Source organism: Pseudomonas palleroniana (genome assembly GCF_003031675.1).
GTDB classification, from domain to species: Bacteria; Pseudomonadota; Gammaproteobacteria; order Pseudomonadales; family Pseudomonadaceae; genus Aquipseudomonas; species Aquipseudomonas palleroniana.
The window spans coordinates 1-17,103 of sequence record NZ_PYWX01000035.1; the positions used below are offsets into that span (position 1 = coordinate 1).

Annotated in this window: 20 protein-coding genes; 12 read left to right on the forward strand and 8 right to left on the reverse strand. The window is 62.2% G+C overall.

Annotated elements, in window-relative coordinates; genetic code table 11:
* Window positions 1–166 precede the first annotated feature (166 nt).
* Complete coding sequence (locus C9383_RS13420) at window positions 167–1,003, reverse strand: cache domain-containing protein (protein WP_090366194.1); 837 nt, start codon at window positions 1,001–1,003, stop codon at window positions 167–169.
* Window positions 1,004–1,051: 48 nt separating this feature from the next.
* On the reverse strand, window positions 1,052–1,816 hold the full coding sequence (locus C9383_RS13425; protein ID WP_060753105.1) for a transporter substrate-binding domain-containing protein: 765 nt from the start codon (window positions 1,814–1,816) through the stop codon (window positions 1,052–1,054).
* A gap of 402 nt (window positions 1,817–2,218) precedes the next feature.
* Between C9383_RS13425 and C9383_RS13430 the strand changes: the two genes are divergently transcribed.
* From C9383_RS13430 to C9383_RS13450, 5 genes are all read left to right on the forward strand, one after another.
* Window positions 2,219–3,589 (forward strand): glutamine synthetase family protein, encoded by a 1,371-nt coding sequence (locus C9383_RS13430; RefSeq protein WP_090366193.1) that lies wholly within the window; start codon window positions 2,219–2,221, stop codon window positions 3,587–3,589.
* A 101-nt stretch (window positions 3,590–3,690) separates the two neighbouring features.
* Window positions 3,691–4,290: a class I SAM-dependent methyltransferase gene (locus C9383_RS13435; RefSeq protein WP_060753107.1), complete on the forward strand. Its 600-nt coding sequence runs from the start codon at window positions 3,691–3,693 to the stop codon at window positions 4,288–4,290.
* A 122-nt stretch (window positions 4,291–4,412) separates the two neighbouring features.
* Complete coding sequence (gene rnd, locus C9383_RS13440; RefSeq protein WP_090366191.1) at window positions 4,413–5,546, forward strand: ribonuclease D; 1,134 nt, start codon at window positions 4,413–4,415, stop codon at window positions 5,544–5,546.
* Window positions 5,543–5,836: a YcgL domain-containing protein gene (locus tag C9383_RS13445; protein ID WP_060753109.1), complete on the forward strand. Its 294-nt coding sequence runs from the start codon at window positions 5,543–5,545 to the stop codon at window positions 5,834–5,836. Before rnd ends, C9383_RS13445 begins: the two co-directional genes overlap by 4 nt.
* A 107-nt stretch (window positions 5,837–5,943) precedes the next feature.
* Window positions 5,944–6,876, forward strand: coding sequence for a D-2-hydroxyacid dehydrogenase (locus C9383_RS13450; RefSeq protein WP_090366189.1), 933 nt, complete (start codon window positions 5,944–5,946; stop codon window positions 6,874–6,876).
* Window positions 6,877–7,101: 225 nt separating this feature from the next.
* On the opposite strand, the gene C9383_RS13455 is transcribed toward C9383_RS13450, so the two are convergent.
* Window positions 7,102–7,686 carry a nitroreductase family protein gene (locus C9383_RS13455; protein ID WP_090366188.1) on the reverse strand — a complete coding sequence of 195 codons (585 nt, stop codon included), beginning with the start codon at window positions 7,684–7,686 and terminating at the stop codon, window positions 7,102–7,104.
* Between the two features lie 154 nt (window positions 7,687–7,840).
* Here C9383_RS13455 and C9383_RS13460 point away from each other — a divergent pair, with 154 nt between their 5' ends.
* On the forward strand, window positions 7,841–8,290 hold the full coding sequence (locus C9383_RS13460) for a YcgN family cysteine cluster protein (RefSeq protein ID WP_060753112.1): 450 nt from the start codon (window positions 7,841–7,843) through the stop codon (window positions 8,288–8,290).
* 13 nt (window positions 8,291–8,303) lie between these two features.
* Entirely contained in the window at window positions 8,304–9,524 is a 1,221-nt protein-coding gene (locus C9383_RS13465; protein ID WP_090366187.1) for a hypothetical protein, read from the forward strand.
* Window positions 9,525–9,567: 43 nt separating this feature from the next.
* Here C9383_RS13465 and C9383_RS13470 read toward each other — a convergent pair whose 3' ends face one another.
* The 3 genes from C9383_RS13470 to C9383_RS13480 form a co-directional block, all read right to left on the reverse strand.
* Window positions 9,568–9,918 (reverse strand): YgaP family membrane protein, encoded by a 351-nt coding sequence (locus tag C9383_RS13470; RefSeq protein WP_060753114.1) that lies wholly within the window; start codon window positions 9,916–9,918, stop codon window positions 9,568–9,570.
* A gap of 67 nt (window positions 9,919–9,985) precedes the next feature.
* Complete coding sequence (locus tag C9383_RS13475) at window positions 9,986–10,453, reverse strand: RNA methyltransferase (RefSeq protein ID WP_003189607.1); 468 nt, start codon at window positions 10,451–10,453, stop codon at window positions 9,986–9,988.
* A gap of 95 nt (window positions 10,454–10,548) precedes the next feature.
* Window positions 10,549–10,923: a YajD family HNH nuclease gene (locus C9383_RS13480; RefSeq protein WP_060753115.1), complete on the reverse strand. Its 375-nt coding sequence runs from the start codon at window positions 10,921–10,923 to the stop codon at window positions 10,549–10,551.
* 98 nt (window positions 10,924–11,021) lie between these two features.
* Between C9383_RS13480 and C9383_RS13485 the strand changes: the two genes are divergently transcribed.
* Window positions 11,022–11,942: a ParB/Srx family N-terminal domain-containing protein gene (locus tag C9383_RS13485; protein ID WP_090366185.1), complete on the forward strand. Its 921-nt coding sequence runs from the start codon at window positions 11,022–11,024 to the stop codon at window positions 11,940–11,942.
* Window positions 11,943–11,952: 10 nt separating this feature from the next.
* On the opposite strand, the gene C9383_RS13490 is transcribed toward C9383_RS13485, so the two are convergent.
* Window positions 11,953–12,639 (reverse strand): spermine/spermidine synthase domain-containing protein, encoded by a 687-nt coding sequence (locus C9383_RS13490; protein WP_090366183.1) that lies wholly within the window; start codon window positions 12,637–12,639, stop codon window positions 11,953–11,955.
* Window positions 12,640–12,717: 78 nt separating this feature from the next.
* Here C9383_RS13490 and C9383_RS13495 point away from each other — a divergent pair, with 78 nt between their 5' ends.
* Complete coding sequence (locus C9383_RS13495) at window positions 12,718–13,002, forward strand: hypothetical protein (RefSeq protein ID WP_060753118.1); 285 nt, start codon at window positions 12,718–12,720, stop codon at window positions 13,000–13,002.
* Here C9383_RS13495 and C9383_RS13500 read toward each other — a convergent pair.
* The gene (locus C9383_RS13500) at window positions 12,999–15,041 is read right to left on the reverse strand and encodes a S9 family peptidase (protein WP_090366182.1); all 2,043 of its coding nucleotides are present in this window, start codon (window positions 15,039–15,041) and stop codon (window positions 12,999–13,001) included. The genes C9383_RS13495 and C9383_RS13500 overlap by 4 nt on opposite strands.
* Before the next feature lie 90 nt (window positions 15,042–15,131).
* Between C9383_RS13500 and C9383_RS13505 the strand changes: the two genes are divergently transcribed.
* Genes C9383_RS13505 through C9383_RS13515 form a run of 3 tightly spaced genes read left to right on the forward strand, consistent with a single transcriptional unit; the run spans window position 15,132 to window position 16,954 of the window.
* Window positions 15,132–15,593: a hypothetical protein gene (locus C9383_RS13505; RefSeq protein ID WP_060753120.1), complete on the forward strand. Its 462-nt coding sequence runs from the start codon at window positions 15,132–15,134 to the stop codon at window positions 15,591–15,593.
* 30 nt (window positions 15,594–15,623) lie between these two features.
* Window positions 15,624–16,400 carry a class II glutamine amidotransferase gene (locus C9383_RS13510; RefSeq protein ID WP_090366180.1) on the forward strand — a complete coding sequence of 259 codons (777 nt, stop codon included), beginning with the start codon at window positions 15,624–15,626 and terminating at the stop codon, window positions 16,398–16,400.
* An 11-nt stretch (window positions 16,401–16,411) separates the two neighbouring features.
* Window positions 16,412–16,954, forward strand: coding sequence for a DUF2937 family protein (locus tag C9383_RS13515; RefSeq protein WP_060753122.1), 543 nt, complete (start codon window positions 16,412–16,414; stop codon window positions 16,952–16,954).
* The last annotated feature ends 149 nt before the right edge of the window (window positions 16,955–17,103 follow it).

The following is a 17,103-nucleotide window of genomic DNA, read 5'->3' on the forward strand; positions in this document are numbered from 1 at the left end:
GACGCCGCGGTATTTCAGGAGGACCGAGGTGCCTGGGTTTGGGGCGGCTGCGCCACCCAGCGCGGGGCAAGCCCGCTCACTACAGACGATGTGTTCTGCATCTCACCATTTAACTGACTGGCATTAGAGCAAGCCCCCTCCCACAGTTGATGGGTTTCAAGCCTGATCAGGGGCTGTAGTACCCAACCGCCACCATGAAATGTCCGGTCTTGCGCAAGTACGCATGTTTGTTTTCCACCTTGTCGGTGACCGGGTTTTTCCAGCGGTATTTGTATTCACTCTGGTCCTGTTGGGTCATCAGATGCAGGATCGGCTCGCCGACGGGCTTGCCGTCCGGGTCCTTGATCTTGCTGAAGTCGGTGTTGACCAGTCGCAGGTTGGTGCCGTGGGCCACATAGCGCCGGGTATCCAGGTCCACTACGAACACATACAGATCATCCTGCAGGAACCCACCTTGCAGTGAGTTGATGGCCTTGAGCGTACCGGCCTCATCCTTGACCAGCGCCTTCACCGCCTTGTCGCGCAGGGCTCGCGCTTGTTCCGGAGTCGCCCGCGGCAAGTAGTAACCCACCGCCAGGATGCGCTGGCCCACGCGCTGATAGAACACATGCTTGTGTTCGACCTTGCCATCGTTCCAGTTCTGCCAGCGGTAGTCGGCCTGTTGGATACCTTGGCCTTCGGGGGTGGCCAGCGCCTGTTTGAACGAGGCTTGCAGGTCCGGGCCGAGCTGTTCGGACACGTTGCGACCGATCAAGGCGGAAGACGGCCCGCCGCTGGCCAGCAGCACGCCCTGGGTGTCGACCACGAACACGTAGCGGTCGTGGTCGATAAACTCGCCCTGGCGGCTGAACGCGGCCAAGGCCTTGTCGCCGTTGCTCTGATAGTAAGCCAAGGCTTTTTCCAACAGGGCCTTGGCGGCCTGGGCATCGTCATTCGCAGTGGCTGTGTGCACCGGGCCGAAACACAACAGCAGCAGCCAGGTGAACCGGAGTAGTCCCTTCATTACCCATCCTCTTCTTATCAGTGTGACAACAGCGTAGACGGCTGCGGCTCAGGGTGCCGCCAACCACTGGCTGACAATGCCTTCGTACTCCCCGGTGGCCACGCTCAGGTGCAGCCACTGGTCGACGTAACTTTTCCAGGCCACATCATCCCGGGGCAGCAGGAAGGCTTTTTCGCTGTACTGCATCTGCCGCTCCGGGTTGACCGCGCACAGCCCGGGCTTCTGTTTTTGCTGGTAGCGCGCTTCGCTGGCGTCGGTAATCATCACGTCGGCCTTGCCCGCCAGCAGTTCGTCGAAGATCGTCACATTGTCATGCAGGCGGATCTGCGCCTGGCCCAGATGGGCGCGGGCGAACACTTCATTGGTGCCGCCGGCCGGCTCGATCACCCGCACCTGCGGCTGGTTGATCTGCTCGACGCTCTGGTAGCGTTGCACATCGGCGCAGCGCACCAACGGGATCTTGCCGTCGACGCCCAGCGGTTGGCTGAAGAAGGCTTTTTTCTGGCGCTCCAGCGACACGGAAATACCACCCACGGCGATGTCGCAACGTTGAGCCAGGAAGTCCGGCATCAGGCTTTTCCAGGTGGTGGGTACCCAGTGGATCTTGGCGTTGAGGCTCTTGGCCAAGGATTCGGCCATGGCAATGTCGATGCCTTCATAACGGCCATCGGCGCGCAAAGCGGAGTAGGGCTTGTAGTCGCCGGTGGTGCACACGGTCAGCGTCCCGCGTTGAAGCACATCGTCCAGGCGCGAATCAGCCAGGGCGTAGGAGGTCAGACTTGCCAATAAACAGAAGGCCAGCGGAGCTTTCATGCGGTCGAGTCCTTGGGGCATGGGCGGGGCGGTCATTATTTCCAGCGAGCCCTGGGATGGCAAATGTTTAGCCGAGCCGCAACCACACTCCGCCAACCCTGAATTGAACACCGGTTGTGCGCATGTGACGCTGGCCGGCATCTACCTCACTGTGATCCGTACATGGATGGTTCCCCCGACACCCACCCCGAGATATCGCCTCGCGCTTTAGTGCCGAGCGGTTCGACGGTCGTCGAGGCGTTGCCGTCCGAACTGGCTTTCTGGGCGCTGTTCCATTGCCGTCACGCCCGCCCACCGGATACCTCTCTCCTACGTTGATTCGCCCCATGGATGACGCGCACCTGTGCGCATCTGCCCGGCGGCCCCTGTGCGCCTGCCTGATACAAACGTATGAGAATTGTCATGAGTGTTTTTGCCAGCCTGCACGAAGCCCAAGCGTTCCTTGAACACAACCCGGACATCGAGATGTTCGAGCTGTTTATCCTCGACAACAACGGTGTATCGCGCGGCAAGTTGCTGCACCGCGATGAACTGCTGGCGGTGTACCAAAGCGGCCGGCCGTTGCCCAGCACCATCCTTGGCCTGACCATCAACGGTGATGATGTGGAAAACTCCGGGTTGGTGTGGGATGTCGGTGATATCGACTGCCGCGCCTACCCGATCAGCGGCAGCTTGCAGCGGATGCCATGGCGGCTGATCCCGACGGCGGCGGTGCAAGTCAGCATGCACCCCACCGAAGGCTTGCCGGCCACCGTGGCCGACCCCCGGCATTTGCTGGCCAAGGTTATCCAGGGGTTGAACGCCGATGGTTACTACCCGGTGATGGCGGCGGAACTGGAGTTCTACCTGCTCGACCAGAAGCCCGACCGCAACGGGCGCCCGCAACCGGCGCGAGATGCGGACGGCAGTCGCCCACGCTCGACCCAGGTGTATGGCCTGCGCGAGCTGGAGCAGATCGAGCCGTTTCTCGCCGACCTCTACAGTGCCTGCAAAGTGCAAGGCATCCCGGCGCGTACGGCGATCTCCGAATATGCCCCAGGCCAGGTGGAAATCACCCTGGAACATCGCGCCGATGCGCTGCAAGCCATGGACGAAGCGGTGCGCTACAAACGCCTGGTCAAGGGCGTGGCTCACCGACACGGCATGACCGCTTGCTTCATGGCCAAGCCGTTCGACGACCTGGCGGGCACCGGCATGCACATGCACGTCAGCCTGGCAGACGCTCAGGGTCACAACCTGTTTGCCAGCGACACCGCCGACGGCACACCGCTGCTGCGCCAGGCGGTGGGCGGCATGCTCGGCACCTTGCTCGACTCGCTGCTGATGTTCTGCCCCAACGCCAACTCCTACCGTCGCTTCCAGACCAACAGCTACGCGCCGCTGGCCGCCACCTGGGGGGTGGACAACCGCACTGTCAGCCTGCGCATCCCTGGCGGCCCGGCGAACTCGCGGCATATCGAGCACCGCATCTGCGGCGCCGATGCCAACCCTTACCTGGCTGCCGCCGCGATTCTGGCCGGTATCCATCGGGGCATCCGCGAACAATGCGACCCCGGCCCTGCGGTGCAAGGTAATGGCTACGCCCAGGCCACGGCGCTCCTGCCCACCGACTGGCTCACCACTCTGCGTGCAATGGAGGCTTCAACCTGGGCACAGGAGGCTTTCGGCCGTGAGTTCCTCGGGGTGTTCCTGGCGGTCAAGCGCGCCGAATATCGTCAGTTCATGGGGGAGGTGGGTGAGCAGGATTGGCGCTGGTACCTGAACCAGGCCTGAAGGGCGTTGTAGTCGTGACGGTTTCGACCTTTTTTTCACGTTGCGATGGTTAAGCTGTGAATCAAGGACGCTTACTACCGTTTCGCTTACATGAGCCCGCGATGTCGCCACATTCACCATCCTCCATCGAGATCGAATTCACCGAGCGCTGTGACCGTGAACATGCCCGGGTGTGCGGTGACACCCGTCCGCCAAGGCTGTTGCAGCGCCTGGCCGCGTGGCGGACTGCGCGGCTGGTGCGCCATGCGTTGAGCGTGGCCGGCGAGCCGGGGCTGATTCTCGACCTGGCCTGCGGCTCGGGGCGGTTCTGGCCGGTGCTGGGCGAACACGTCAACCGGGTGATCCTGGCCTCGGACAACTCCCAGGCCATGCTCGACCACGCCCGCACCCATCATCCGGCAACGTTGCTCAAGCGGATCAAGACCTTCCAAGGGTCAGCGTTTTCCATTGGCTTGTCGGCGAATGCGGTGGACTGCATTTTCTGCCTGGAATTGTTTCGCCACGTCCACGACAGCGAGGTGCGCCTGGCCTTGCTGCAAGAGTTTCATCGGGTCAGCCGTGACACGGTGATCGTCTCGGTGAGCGCGCGCGCGCCGGTGGAAGGCGAATTCCGTCAGGCCGGTTTCAAAGTCCTGAATTACCAGGAATTCCTCCCAGGCTCCCAGTTATGGCGGGTCTACGTTCTGCGTAAGAGAGGATAAGTCCCGCTCGTCGGACTATTCTCCATTTCTTGTCGGAGTTTTCATGATCGTGTGTGCACTGCGAATGCTCGCAAGCCCCTTTCGCGATATATACTGCGCGCCATTCTTCAAGGGAGAGCCGTGTGGCCATCGATATTCACTGGATCTGCGACAACGATAGCCTCGGCCAGCATTGCGCCGAATGGCAGCAGTTGCCATTCGTTGCCCTCGATACCGAATTCATGCGGGTCGACACTTTTTATCCCATTGCCGGGCTGATCCAGATTGGTGATGGCGTCCGCGCTTACCTGATCGACCCCCTGACCATCGACAACTGGCAACCGTTGGCCGCCTTGCTGGAAAACCCAGCGGTGATCAAGGTGGTGCATGCCTGCAGCGAAGACCTCGAAGTGCTGTTGCGCCTGACCGGCAGCCTGCCGGTGCCGTTGTTCGACACCCAATTGGCCGCGGCCTACCTGAACCTTGGTTTTTCCATGGGCTACTCGCGCCTGGTGCACGCCGTGCTCGATATCGAGTTGCCCAAGGGCGAGACCCGCTCAGACTGGCTGCAGCGGCCATTGTCCGAGACCCAAGTGAGCTACGCCGCCGAAGACGCCGTGCACCTGGCCGAGGTCTACACGCGCCTGCGCCCGCAACTGTCTGCCGACAAGTACGCCTGGGTGCTGGAAGACGGCGCCGAACTGGTGGCCAACCTGCGCCGCGAAGTCGACCCGTACGAGGTGTACCGCGAGGCCAAGCTGGCGTGGAAACTGTCCCGCGCCCAACTGGCGGTCCTGCGCGAACTGTGCGCCTGGCGTGAACAGCAGGCCCGCGCCCGTGACCTGCCGCGCAACCGCATCATTCGCGAACATTCGTTATGGCCCCTGGCCAAAACCCAGCCGGATAACCTCGCCGCCCTGGGCAAGATCGAAGACATGCACCCGCGCACCGTGCGTCAGGATGGCCAGTTCCTGCTGGACCTGATCAAACGTGCCGCTAGCGTGCCCGCGGACCAATGGCCGCCTGCCGTTGCAGAACCCTTGCCGGTCGAGGCTGCCGCGCTGATCAAAGCACTGCGTGCCCAGGGCCAGGCGTTCGCCGAACGCCTGGAGATGGCGCCGGAACTGATGCTGCGCAAGAAAACCCTCGAAGCCCTGGTCAAGAGTGGCTACCCCGATGGGCCTTACCAATTGCCAGACTCGCTGCGTGGCTGGCGCCGCGAGTTGATGGGCCAGGCGCTGCTCGACAGCCTGGCCACTGCCGGAGAACAGCCTTGAAACGTATTTGCTCCATCTACCGCAGCCCGAAACGTGCCGGCATGTACCTCTACGTACTCAAAAGCGATGCTTTGGAGCGCGTGCCCGAAGGCTTGGTCACGGTGTTCGGCAAGCCGGTGCACGCGTTCGACCTGGTGCTGACGCCCGAGCGCAAGCTGCAACAGGAAGACATCGTGCAAGTCCTGGAAAACCTCGACAAGCAGGGCTACCACCTGCAAATGCCGCCGGCCGAGGACGAGTACATCGAACACTTGCCCGAAGAGCTGCTGCGCCGCAACGACCCGGTGTAATCGATCAGTGCCCGGTTCAGGGCACCTTCTTCCATGGACTCGTATTAGTTGGCGGTGGCCGTAAGGATGCGGGCGGCCGTCTGCACTGTTTTTGAAAGGTTTGAACCATGCGTGTTCTGATTGCTGAACAGGATCACCCGCTCTACGCCCAACTGCTGCGCGCAGCGGCTCCGGACCTTGAAGTACTGACCAGCGGCGATTCCGCCGAACTGTCGCGCCTGGCCGCCGATTGCCCGGTGTGGCTGGGCCAGCCGGACCTGCTGGCGACCCTGTTGCGTCAGGGCCACCAGCCGCAATGGTTGCAATCGACCTGGGCGGGTATCACGCCGCTACTGGCCGAAGGCTTGCCGCGCAACTATCGCCTGACCCGTGCGGTCGGCATCTTTGGCCAGGTCATGGCCGAGTTTGTACTCACCTACATGCTGGGCCATGAGCGTGAAGTGCTGGCGCGGCTGGTCAGCCAGGTCGAGCGCAAATGGGACAACCGCCTGGGCCAAAGCCTGGCGGGGCGCAAAGTGCTGGTAGTCGGTACCGGCGATATCGGCCAGAGCGTGGCTGAGTTTCTGTTGCCGTTTGGCGTCGAGCTTTACGGTATCGCCAGCAGCGCACGTGAGCAGGCGCCATTTATTGAAGTGGCCGCGCTCGATCAATTGGGCCGGTTGGTGGGGGAGGTGGACTACGTGGTCAACCTGCTGCCCAACACGCCCGACACCCATGACCTGTACGACGCGGCGCTGTTCAAGCAATTCAAGCCGACCGCGTTGTTCATCAACGTCGGGCGCGGCGTGGCGGTGGTCGATGCCGATCTGGTCGAGGCGTTGAAAGAAGGGCACCTGGCCGGCGCGGTGATCGACGTGTGCCGCCAGGAACCGTTGCCGCAGCGCCACCCGTTCTGGACCGCCTGGGGCCTGCTGCTGACCGGGCACAGTTCGGCGCCGACGTCGCCTGCGAAGATGGTGGCGTTGTTTGTGCAGAACCTGCGGGCGTATCAGGCCAAGCAGGCGTTGCGCGGGGAAGTGGATTTCGCGCGCGGTTACTGACTGCACTCGGAACACATTGTGGGAGGGGGCAAGCCCTGATGCGTATCAGTTGAGGCTTAACGCGGTCATTGTGGGAGGGGGCTTGCTCCCGATAGGCCGCGCAGCGGCCTCAAAAATGGGCCTGCTACGCAGTCCATCGGGAGCAAGCCCCCTCCCACAATTTATTCTTCGCCCGCTTTATCGCTTAACTGACTGGCATCAGGGCTTGCCCCTCCCACATAAGCGTCAGAGGCTGAAGTCACCCTCGCAGATCAGCTCGCTCAACGGCCGGCGCGGGCTCGGCGCTTCACGGCCTTGCAGGTATTCAGGCAAGGTCGATTTATCGCCCAGTTTGCCCACGGCCACGGCGGCGTGCAGCGCATAACCTTGCGGAATCTTCAGCTCCTTGCGCGTCAGTTCCTGATCGAAGCCGGCCATGCCGTGGGTGTGCCAGCCGGCGAGGCTGGCTTGCAGGGCCAGGTGACCCCAGGCAGAACCGGTGTCAAAGGTGTGCCACAGTGCCGGGGTTTCTTCGCTGGCGCCGGGGGCGATGAAGTCGGTTTTCGAGGCGATGATCACCAAGGCCGACGCGTGCTGTGCCCAGCCCCGGTTGAATTCATTGAGCAGGCTCAGGAAGCGCTCCCAGTTCGGCGTGTCGCGACGCGCATACAGGAAGCGCCACGGCTGTGAGTTGTAGGCCGACGGTGCCCAGCGTGCGGCTTCGAAAAAGCTCAGCAGCGTCTCTTGCGGAATGCTTTCGCCGGTAAAGGCCCGGGGCGACCAGCGATCGGTGAATTGGGTGTGAATCGGGTAGTCGGCAACACGGCTCATGGGCAAGTTCCTGATCGTCAATTCGGTGCTCAAAGCTACTGCGCGGCGACTAGACTGACAAGTCTGGTCACACCGCCAGTCGTAAGCGCTTGGCCCCAAGGGGCTTGGGCACTAGACTGGCGGCCTTTTCACCTGATGATGTTGATGTAGAGCCATGGCCGCCAAAGTCGAACCTTTCTGGATACGCAAAACCCTTGAACACCTCGACCAGGAGGAGTGGGAGTCGTTGTGCGACGGCTGTGGCCTGTGCTGCCTGCAAAAGCTCGAGGATGAAGACGACAACAGTGTTTATTACACGCGTATCGCCTGCAAACTCCTCGACCTGAAAACCTGCCAGTGCACCGACTACCCCAACCGTCGCGCCTCGGTGCCTGATTGCATCCAGCTCACGCCGGGCCAGGCTGATCAGTTCAAATGGCTGCCGCCGACCTGCGCTTACCGCCTGGTCAGCGAGCGCAAAGACCTGCCGCTGTGGCACCACCTGGTCTGCGGTGACCGCGATGCGGTCCATCACGAACGCATTTCCCAGTCCGGGCGCATGCTCAGCGAAGGCAGCGTGCCCGAAGACGACTGGGAGGATTACCTGATCTTCCGTGCCGGTTGACCAAGGAGTGTGTATGCGGGGGGGAACCAAGCTGGCGGCAAGCCTGGTGTTGCTGGCGCTGAGCATGTCGGCGTGGTGTGCGAACAAAGTCGACCTGGATTATCACGTCAAGTTGCTGCCCCAGAGCGATCAGGCCGAAGTGCGCGTGAGCCTGTCCCAAGGCTCGGCGGTGCGCAGCCTCAACCTGGACCTGGGGCGCGCGGGCGATTACAGCGATTTCAAGGCCGACGGTCAGTGGACCGTCACCGGCAGCCGCGGCCTCTGGCAGCCCAGTGCCGACAAGTCCAGCCTGACCTACCGCGTGCGCCTTACCCATGCCCGCAAGCCCGGTGTCTATGAAACACGGATGACGCCCAACTGGGCGCTGCTGCGCGGTGAAGACCTGGTGCCAACCGCTCGGCTCGACCAACAGGACGGAACCGAGTTGGTTTCGCGCCTGGTATTCGAATTGCCCGCCGGTTGGAAGAGCATCGAAACCGCTTGGCCGCGCATCGGTAAAAACAAATTTCGCGTCGATAACGTCTCCCGGCTGTTCGACCGCCCCACCGGCTGGATGCTCGCCGGCACCCTCGGCAGCCGTCGCATACGCCTGGGTGCAACCGAAGTCACCGTGGCCTCGCCCAAGGGCCAGGGCATGCGCCGCATGGATGTTCTGACGCTGCTGACATTCGTCTGGCCGCAAGTGGAAGCGGCGTTCCCGCGCCATCCAGCGAAACTGTTGATCGTGGGCGCCAACGACCCGATGCGCCGGGGTGTTGTAGCATCGCGTGATTCGATCTACCTCAGCAGTCGCACGCCACTGGTCAGCGAAAACGGCAGCAGCCCGCTGATCCGCGAAGTGGTGCAGGCCATCGGCCGCTTCAATGATCACGACAGCAGTGATTGGATTCGCGAGGGCCTGGGCGAGTACTACGCGATCGAGCTGATGCGCCGCGCCGGTGGTATCACCGATGAGCGCTACGCGGCCATACAGGCGCGGTTGGGCAAGGACGGCAAGGGCGTCAGCACATTGCGCGGCGAGCACATCAGCGCCGGGGCGGTGGCCCAGGCGGTGCTGCTGTTGCAGGAGCTCGACCGCGAAATTCGCGTGAAAACCCACAACAAGCGTTCGCTGGACGATCTGGCACAAGCGGTCATGCGGGTGAACAGCATCACCACTGCGCAGTTCGTGCAATTGGCTGAAAGTGTGATCGGCGAGTCGTCGGTGGTGCTGGAGACCAAGCTGTTGCGTTGATCCCCAGTCATGTACCGATCAAAGTGTGGAAGGGGGGCGGCGATTAACCAGCAGTCTTGGTGGCTTTTTCTGCGGCGACTTCCGCCTTGGTCTTGAGGTTTTTCAACTCTTGGCCGGCACGCTCGATCTTCGTGCGCACGCTGTTCATTTCCTGGCGACCCTGCTCCAGCTTGTCTTTGAGCGAGCTGTGCCCGGTAAAACCACGGGCCAGCGCCACGCCGCCGATTGCCACTTGGATCAAGCCGAAAATCCCGCCACGGCGCAGGCCTTTGCCGACCATCATCACGCCGCCGGCCACCGAGCCGATACGTTCCCAGCCGTGCACGTTCTGGGTGGGCTGCGTGTCGAGTGGGGCGTGTTCGATCGCCGGTCGCAGGTATTTGCTGTCGCTCATGATCTCTCTCCAACAAGGGCAAGTGTAAATAGCTGACTGTTTGCAGGCGCCGGATGTTCCCGGAAAATTAATACTTGGGGCCTGAACGGGTGTTGTTGCCCTTGGCCAGGCGATCGTAGAGCACCACGTTGACCGTGGCGGCGAGGTTCATGCAGCCGGTAGTCGGGATGTACACCACGTCCTCACACCAGTCACGAATCTCTTTGTCGAGGGAGCCGTCTTCGGGGCCGAAGATGTACAGCGCGCGGTCGGGGTGAGTGTATTCGGGCAGCGGGCGGGCGCCTTCCACCAGTTCCACGGCGACCGGGATACAGCCCAGGGGCAGGATCTTTTTCAAGTCATCGATGCCGATCAGGGGAATGTCGTGGTGGACCTTCTTGGTATCGGTGATGAAGTCCCGGGCGCGCTCGTAACGCACGCCGGTGTAAAACACCGAGGCCACGCCGTAGCAGCCGGCGGCACGCATCACCGAGCCGACGTTCTCGGGGGATTTGGGGTTATACAGACCGATGCAGCTGTAGCGTTTATTGCCCACGGGAGTGCCTTAAAAAGGCAGCATTATAGCGGCAAGCTTCAAGCTGCAAGTTAAAAGCAGAGCGGCTTTTTCTTGCAGCTTGCAGCTTGAGGCTTTCAGCTGTCCTTCTTCATCAACCCAGCCAACGCCGCAAACGGGTTATGGGTGGCCTTGGCAATGGTCGGGCTGCTGGTGGAGCCGTCGCCGAAGTACTGCTGGTCGGTGTAGCGCGAGTGTTCGTTGTCGTGGCAATACAGGCACAGCAGCTCCCAGTTGGAGCCATCCTGGGGGTTGTCATCATGGTTATGGTTGCGGTGGTGTACTGTCAGTTCACTCAAGCGTTTTCCGGAAAACTCCCGGGCGCAGCGGCCGCATACGTGTGGGTACATCTTCAAGGCTTTGTCGCGGTAGCCCATTTCCCGGTCGCGCTGGGCATCGGCGAGGATGCGATCCAGCTTGGCGGTGTGGGAGGGCGGGTTGGTCGAGCTCATCATGGCTCCTGGCTATTTGCGGGTTCACGGATAGGGTTGATTCTAGCCGCTCGCGCTGTAAATGACTGCTTCACTTTACATACAAGGATCTGAAACTCATGCGTCTGCATTCATGGATTGTTGCGTTACTGCTGTGTGTCGTCACCGCCCAGGCCCAGGCGTTCTCAACGCCCAAACCGGGGCAGATGATCGAGGTGGCCCTCGAACAACTGCATCCGACCCAGGCTGTGGTGGGTTTTGACCAGATCTACTACAGCCTCGGCTTGTTCGCCGACAAGCCGGCCAAGGTCTTCGATGAGTACTGCGAGACCAACGGCCAGGGCGCCGCCGACAAAGTGCCGAAAAAGGCCGACCTGCACCAACCGAGCAGTTTCACCTGCAAGGACCCGGTGGGCGCCCATCCCGAAGACATGAAAACCGTGGTCGTCGGCCCGGCCGGTCAGTTGTACCTCACCGACGGTCACCATAGCTTCACCACCTTGTGGGAAGTGCCCGGCGGCGGTCCCAAGCTGAAAATGTGGGTCAAGGTCACCGATGATTTCAGCGGCAGCCCGGACATGGCCGCTTTCTGGCAGCGCATGCAGGCGTCGCGCAAGGTCTGGCTCAAGGACAACCAGGGCCAGGCGCTGTCGCCCGCGAAATTGCCGGCGCACCTGGGCTTCAAGAACCTGCAGGACGACACTTTCCGCAGCCTGGTGTATTTCACCCGCAAGGCCGCCTACGGCAAGCCGGACGATGGTGCCATCGCGCCGGAATTCCTGGAGTTCTACTGGAGCAACTGGCTGCGCACCCAGATCGACCTGGGCGCCTACAACCTGGACAAGAAGGGCGGCTACAAGGATGCCATTGAAGCGGTGGCCAAGCGTATGGTCAGCCTGGCACCGGGCTCACCGGTCGGTGACAGCGGTTTTACCGCACATCAACTGGGCGGCATGACCCAGCTGGACCGCAACGAGCTGGAAAAGACGTTCGACAAGAAAGTGCCGTACGTGATCGATTACCGCAAGTCCCTGAACTGACCCTCTGTGTTCAACCTTTGATTTTTTCCGCAATCCAGATGGTATGCCGGGTGCCCTTGTTGCCATGGGCAAAGACTTGCACTTCTTCGGCCTTGAACCCGGCCTTGCGCAGTTTGTCGCTGAACAGCCTGTCGGCGCTGGCCGACCACACGGCCAGCACGCCTTTGGGGCGCAGGGCCTTGGCGCAGGCGGCCAGGCCGGCGGCGGAATACAACCAGCTATTGGCCTTTTGCGTCAGGCCCTCGGGGCCGTTGTCCACATCGAGCATGATCGCGTCAAAGCCCTGGGGCTCGGCTTGCAGCACCTTGGCCACGTCCTCCAGGCGGATCACCGTGCGCGGGTCCAGCAACGGGCGCCCGGCCTTCTCCCCGAGCGGGCCGCGGTTCCACTCGACCACGCCCGGTACCAACTCCGCGACCACCACTTCGGCCGTCTTGCCCAGGTGCTTGAGGGCCGAGGCCAGGGTAAAGCCCATGCCCAGGCCGCCGATCAATACGCGTGAACCCGGCCGGCCGACGACCTTGCGGCAGGGAATTTCCGCCAGCGCATCCTCGGAGCCATGCATGCGTGTATTCATCAACTGGCCGCCATCGCCCCCCTGAATCTTGATGACGAAATCCTCGCCATATTCGAACAGGCACAAGGCACCGCCGTTGTCGGGGATCGGGGTGGTGTCCAGCAGAACGAAACGTTTCATGGAAATCTCATTGAGAAGGGCATTCTTGCGCGGTTGGGAGTAGCCTTACGGTATTCCGGTCAGGCCATGGAGCCATCGATGAAGTGCAACATTCTAACGGCCATTGTGCTGGGCGCGCTCACATTGGGTACGGCGCAGGCGCAAGAGGCGCAAACCGTGCCGGTCGCACCCGCGCCAACCCCAGGTGCCCCGGGCACACCGACCCCCACGTTGTATCCGCAAGTCAGCCCGCCCGCCGCCCCCAAGGCCACTGTCAACGGCTCGCCCGCGCTGGAGCCGATTGTGTTGCCCACGCCGCCGAAAGACCAGACGGTGCCTGGCCTGCAACAGAGCGACAGCAAGCCGAAGACGCCCGGCGGTTAGGCCAACCCCAGGGCCTTGAACACAAAACCGTACTCAAGCGCCACGTCACGCAGTCCCTGGTACCGGCCACTCATGCCGCCATGGCCGGCGCCCAGTTCGGTCTTGAGCAGCAGCAGGTTGTCGTCCGTCTTGGTGTCACGCAGCTTGGCCACCCACTTGGCGGCTTCCCAGTACTGCACGCGGCTGTCGTTGTAGCCGGCGATCACCAAGGTGGCCGGGTAGGCTTGCGCGCTGACGTTTTCGTAAGGCGCGTAAGCCTTGAGGCGTGCGTAGACCTCGGGCTCTTCAGGGTTGCCCCACTCGTCATACTCGGTGATGGTCAATGGCAGCTCCGGGTCGAGCATGGTGTTGAGCACATCGACGAACGGCACTTCGGCAATCGCCGCCTGGAACAGCTCCGGGCGCTGGTTGAGTACCGCGCCGATCAACAGGCCACCGGCGCTGCCGCCGCTGATCGCCAATTGTCTGGATGTGGTCAGGCCCTGGGCGATCAGGTGCTCGGCGCAGGCGATAAAATCGCTGAAGGTATTCTGCTTGTGCGCCTGCTTGCCGTTGCGATACCAGGCTTCCCCCAGCTCGCCACCGCCGCGCACATGGGCAATGGCAAAGGCGACGCCACGGTCGAGCAGGCTCAGGCGTGCATGCGAAAACCACGGGTCCAGGCTCGAACCATAGGCGCCGTAGCCGTAGAGGTACAGCGGGGTGGTTTTACCGAGCTGGTCACGCTTGACCACCAGGCTGATCGGTACCTGGGTGCCGTCGACGGAGGTCGCCCACAGGCGCTGGCTGACGTAGTCATCGGCGTTGAATGCGCCGAGCACCGGGGTCTCCTTGAGCACCGTTTGCGCGCCTGTCGGCAGTTCGAGCTGACGGACCTGGGCCGGGCGATTCAGCGCTTCGTAGCGCAGGCGGATCTTGTCGCTCGGAAATTCCAAGCTGTTTTGTACGTAGAGGCTATAGGCAGCGTCGGGTAATTCCACGCGGTACGTCGGCATGCCCTGAGGGTGCACTTCGATCACCGGCAGGCCGCCGATGCGCAGGCTGAGGGTCATGGCGCCGGCGTTCAGGCTCACACCGTCGAGCATGACCTCATCGCTGTGCGGGATCAGGTTCTGCCAGTCGGCCTCGTCGGGCACGCTGCCGGTGTCGGCGGCGACGAACAGCGCGTAGTTGATGCCGTCGCGGTTGCTGCGGATAAACCAGGTCCACTCGCCGTCACGCTGGCCGTGGTCGACATCGTATTCATGGTCCTCGACCCGTGGCGCGAGGCAGGTGAAGTCCTGCTCTGGGTGGTCGGCGTTCAATGCCCAGGTCTCGCTGGTGGTCTTGCTGCCCAGGGCCAGCAGCAGCTGGCGCTCGGAGCTGGAGCGGTAGCAATGCAGGAAGAAACGTCCGTCGGGCTCGTGGAACACCTCCTGCGCCGCCGTGCCGTCCAGGCGATAGCGATACAGTTTGTGCGGGCGATGGGTATCGTCCAGTTCGCCGAAAAACAGGGTCAGGCTGTCATTGGCCCAGGTCATGCTGCCGTCGCAGTTTTCGAACTCCAGTTCGCTGACTTTGTCGGTGGCCAATTCCTTCACGTACAGGGTGTAGATCTCTTCACCGCTGGTATCCACGCTGTAGGCCAGGCGCTGATGGTCCGGGCTGATGCTGAAAGCGCCGAGGGAGAAGAAACCACCATTGGCCAGCACATTGGGGTCAAGCAGCAGCTCTTCGCTGCTCTCATCCACTTGGTGGCTGTCATCCGCCGGGCGGCGGCAGCGATAGTGGCGAGCGTATTCGTCACCCGCGGTGGTCCGTGTGTAATACAGGTACGGTCCCCAGGGCGAGGGCAGGGACAGGTCGGTTTCCAGGATGCGACCCTTGATTTCTTCGAACAGGGTTTCGCGCAGGGCTTTCTGGTCGGCGAGCTGTGCTTCCTGCCAGGCGTTTTCAGCCCTGAGGTAATCGAGTACCTCGGGGTTGTCACGCTCTTGCAGCCAGGCGTAAGGGTCTGGGCCTTGACCCTTGCGGGCAATCGGGGCGGTCGCTATAGGCATGGAATACTCTCCGTCTGGCGCAGGGTCGCAGGCATTGCAGCCGAGACGCGCAAAAGCCGTTATCATAGCCGCCTGTTTGCCTACCTTGCCATGGACACCATGACCGAGAACGACTATCTGATCGCTTGGGGCCTTTACGCCTTCGCCGCTTTGGGCTGCCTGTTGGTATGGTGGCGCCTGACCCGCTGGATCTGGCGTTGGCTGCGCGAGCCGCTGCAATTGCTGATGGCCGTGTTGCTGTTCAGCCCGACCATCGTCGACCCGGTCAAGACCCAGTTCGCCCCGGCGGTGGCCATCACCGCCATGGACCTGGTGCTCAAGGTCGGCAATAACGCCTGGCGGGCCATTTCCGATCTGTTCATGTACACGATGATCGCGTTTGCCGTGTATCTCGTGTTTGTGTTGATCCGCTGGCCCATCGAGCGCGCCGCCAATGCCCGTCGCGAGCGCAAGGCGGCGGTCGATGCCGCGTTGGCCGCCGAGCAGGACGACGAGGAACCCTTGCGCCGCCCGGCACCGGTCAGTGGTGTACGGGTCGAGCCGCGCCTTTGACGTCGTCCGCCCTGCAGCGAGAGCCCTGGCATGTGTGAATTGATGGGCATGAGTGCCAACGTCCCCACCGATATCGTATTCAGTTTTACCGGGCTGATGCAGCGCGGCGGACGCACCGGCCCCCACCGTGATGGCTGGGGCATTGCTTTCTATGAAGGCCGTGGCCTGCGCCTGTTCCAGGACCCGGCTGCCAGCAGTGAATCGGAAGTCGCCTTGCTGGTGCAGCGTTATCCCATCAAAAGTGAAGTGGTGATTGGTCATATCCGCCAGGCCAACGTGGGCAAGGTGTGCCTGTCCAATACCCACCCGTTCGTGCGTGAACTGTGGGGGCGCAACTGGTGTTTTGCGCACAACGGCCAGCTGGCGGACTTCAACCCCCGCGCCACGTTCTACCGGCCGGTGGGCGATACCGACAGCGAAGCGGCATTCTGCGACTTGCTCAACCGCGTGCGTGAGGCCTTCCCCGAACCTGTGGAGATCGAACAGGTCTTGCCGGACCTGATCGCCGCTTGTGCCGAATACCGCAGCAAAGGCGTGTTCAACTGCCTGCTCAGTGACGGCGACTGGCTGTTTTGCTACTGCTCGACCAAACTGGCACAGATCACCCGGCGCGCCCCTTTTGGCCCGGCTCGCTTGAAGGATGTCGACGTGATCGTCGATTTTCAGGCCGAAACCACGCCCGATGACGTGGTCACGGTCATCGCCACCGAACCTTTGACCGACAACGAAAACTGGACCCGCTACGAACCGGGCCAATGGAGCCTGTGGCGACGCGGTGAATGCGTCAGCCAGGGCGTCACCGAGTAAGGATATCGACCATGTTGCTCAGTTATCTGCGGTTGGTACTGTTTGCCATTGGCTTGCTGGTCGGTGTGCAAGTACCGGGGTTTATCAACGACTATGCCAAGCGCGTCGAAGCTCACTTGATCGAAGCCCAGACCGGCCTGCGTGGCTTCGATGCCACCGCGCAACAGTTCTTCAACGGCGACTTGCAGGCATTGGTGGCGCATTACCGCGCCAGTGACGACCCGGTGTTCCGCAGCGATGCCAACAGCCTGGGCACCTTGCTCGACCGCCAGGTGGCGTTGGACAAGCAATTCCAGGCGATGCAAGGGCCGTGGTATATCCGCGCCCTGCAAGTGGCGGTAGCCGCCGACCCGGACATTCGTCGGGAAACCTGGAACGGCTACAGCTACCAGATCCTGCTCACGCCCGAAGCCATGGGCTGGGGGCTGGGTGGGGCAATGTTGTTGTCGTTCGGCTTGGAGTGCCTGTATCGCCTGATCGACTGGATCGTGCTGGGCGGCAAGCGCATGCGCCAGAGCCGGCCGATTGAAGAGCGCGACCTCAAGGGCCTCTGACATGATGCGGTAGGGAGCAAGCCCTGATGCCAGTCAGTTAAATGGCGGATGTAGAACACATCATCTGTAGTGAGCGGGCTTGCCCCGCGCTGGGTGGCGCAGCCGCCCCAAACCCAGGCACCTCGGTCCTCCTGAAATACCGCGGCGTC

What these genes read in the sequence shown, in the direction of transcription:
- C9383_RS13505 (WP_060753120.1), top strand. Translation starts at nt 15,132, where the DNA reads ATGGACACCATGACCGAGAACGACTATCTGATCGCTTGGGGCCTTTAC.
- C9383_RS13465 (WP_090366187.1), top strand. Translation starts at nt 8,304, where the DNA reads ATGCGGGGGGGAACCAAGCTGGCGGCAAGCCTGGTGTTGCTGGCGCTG.
- C9383_RS13430 (WP_090366193.1), top strand. Translation starts at nt 2,219, where the DNA reads ATGAGTGTTTTTGCCAGCCTGCACGAAGCCCAAGCGTTCCTTGAACAC.
- C9383_RS13425 (WP_060753105.1), bottom strand. Translation starts at nt 1,816, where the DNA reads ATGAAAGCTCCGCTGGCCTTCTGTTTATTGGCAAGTCTGACCTCCTAC.
- C9383_RS13510 (WP_090366180.1), top strand. Translation starts at nt 15,624, where the DNA reads ATGTGTGAATTGATGGGCATGAGTGCCAACGTCCCCACCGATATCGTA.
- C9383_RS13455 (WP_090366188.1), bottom strand. Translation starts at nt 7,686, where the DNA reads ATGAGCCGTGTTGCCGACTACCCGATTCACACCCAATTCACCGATCGC.
- C9383_RS13450 (WP_090366189.1), top strand. Translation starts at nt 5,944, where the DNA reads ATGCGTGTTCTGATTGCTGAACAGGATCACCCGCTCTACGCCCAACTG.
- C9383_RS13490 (WP_090366183.1), bottom strand. Translation starts at nt 12,639, where the DNA reads ATGAAACGTTTCGTTCTGCTGGACACCACCCCGATCCCCGACAACGGC.
- C9383_RS13495 (WP_060753118.1), top strand. Translation starts at nt 12,718, where the DNA reads ATGAAGTGCAACATTCTAACGGCCATTGTGCTGGGCGCGCTCACATTG.
- C9383_RS13485 (WP_090366185.1), top strand. Translation starts at nt 11,022, where the DNA reads ATGCGTCTGCATTCATGGATTGTTGCGTTACTGCTGTGTGTCGTCACC.
- C9383_RS13470 (WP_060753114.1), bottom strand. Translation starts at nt 9,918, where the DNA reads ATGAGCGACAGCAAATACCTGCGACCGGCGATCGAACACGCCCCACTC.
- C9383_RS13460 (WP_060753112.1), top strand. Translation starts at nt 7,841, where the DNA reads ATGGCCGCCAAAGTCGAACCTTTCTGGATACGCAAAACCCTTGAACAC.
- C9383_RS13420 (WP_090366194.1), bottom strand. Translation starts at nt 1,003, where the DNA reads ATGAAGGGACTACTCCGGTTCACCTGGCTGCTGCTGTTGTGTTTCGGC.
- C9383_RS13500 (WP_090366182.1), bottom strand. Translation starts at nt 15,041, where the DNA reads ATGCCTATAGCGACCGCCCCGATTGCCCGCAAGGGTCAAGGCCCAGAC.
- C9383_RS13515 (WP_060753122.1), top strand. Translation starts at nt 16,412, where the DNA reads ATGTTGCTCAGTTATCTGCGGTTGGTACTGTTTGCCATTGGCTTGCTG.
- C9383_RS13435 (WP_060753107.1), top strand. Translation starts at nt 3,691, where the DNA reads ATGTCGCCACATTCACCATCCTCCATCGAGATCGAATTCACCGAGCGC.
- C9383_RS13480 (WP_060753115.1), bottom strand. Translation starts at nt 10,923, where the DNA reads ATGAGCTCGACCAACCCGCCCTCCCACACCGCCAAGCTGGATCGCATC.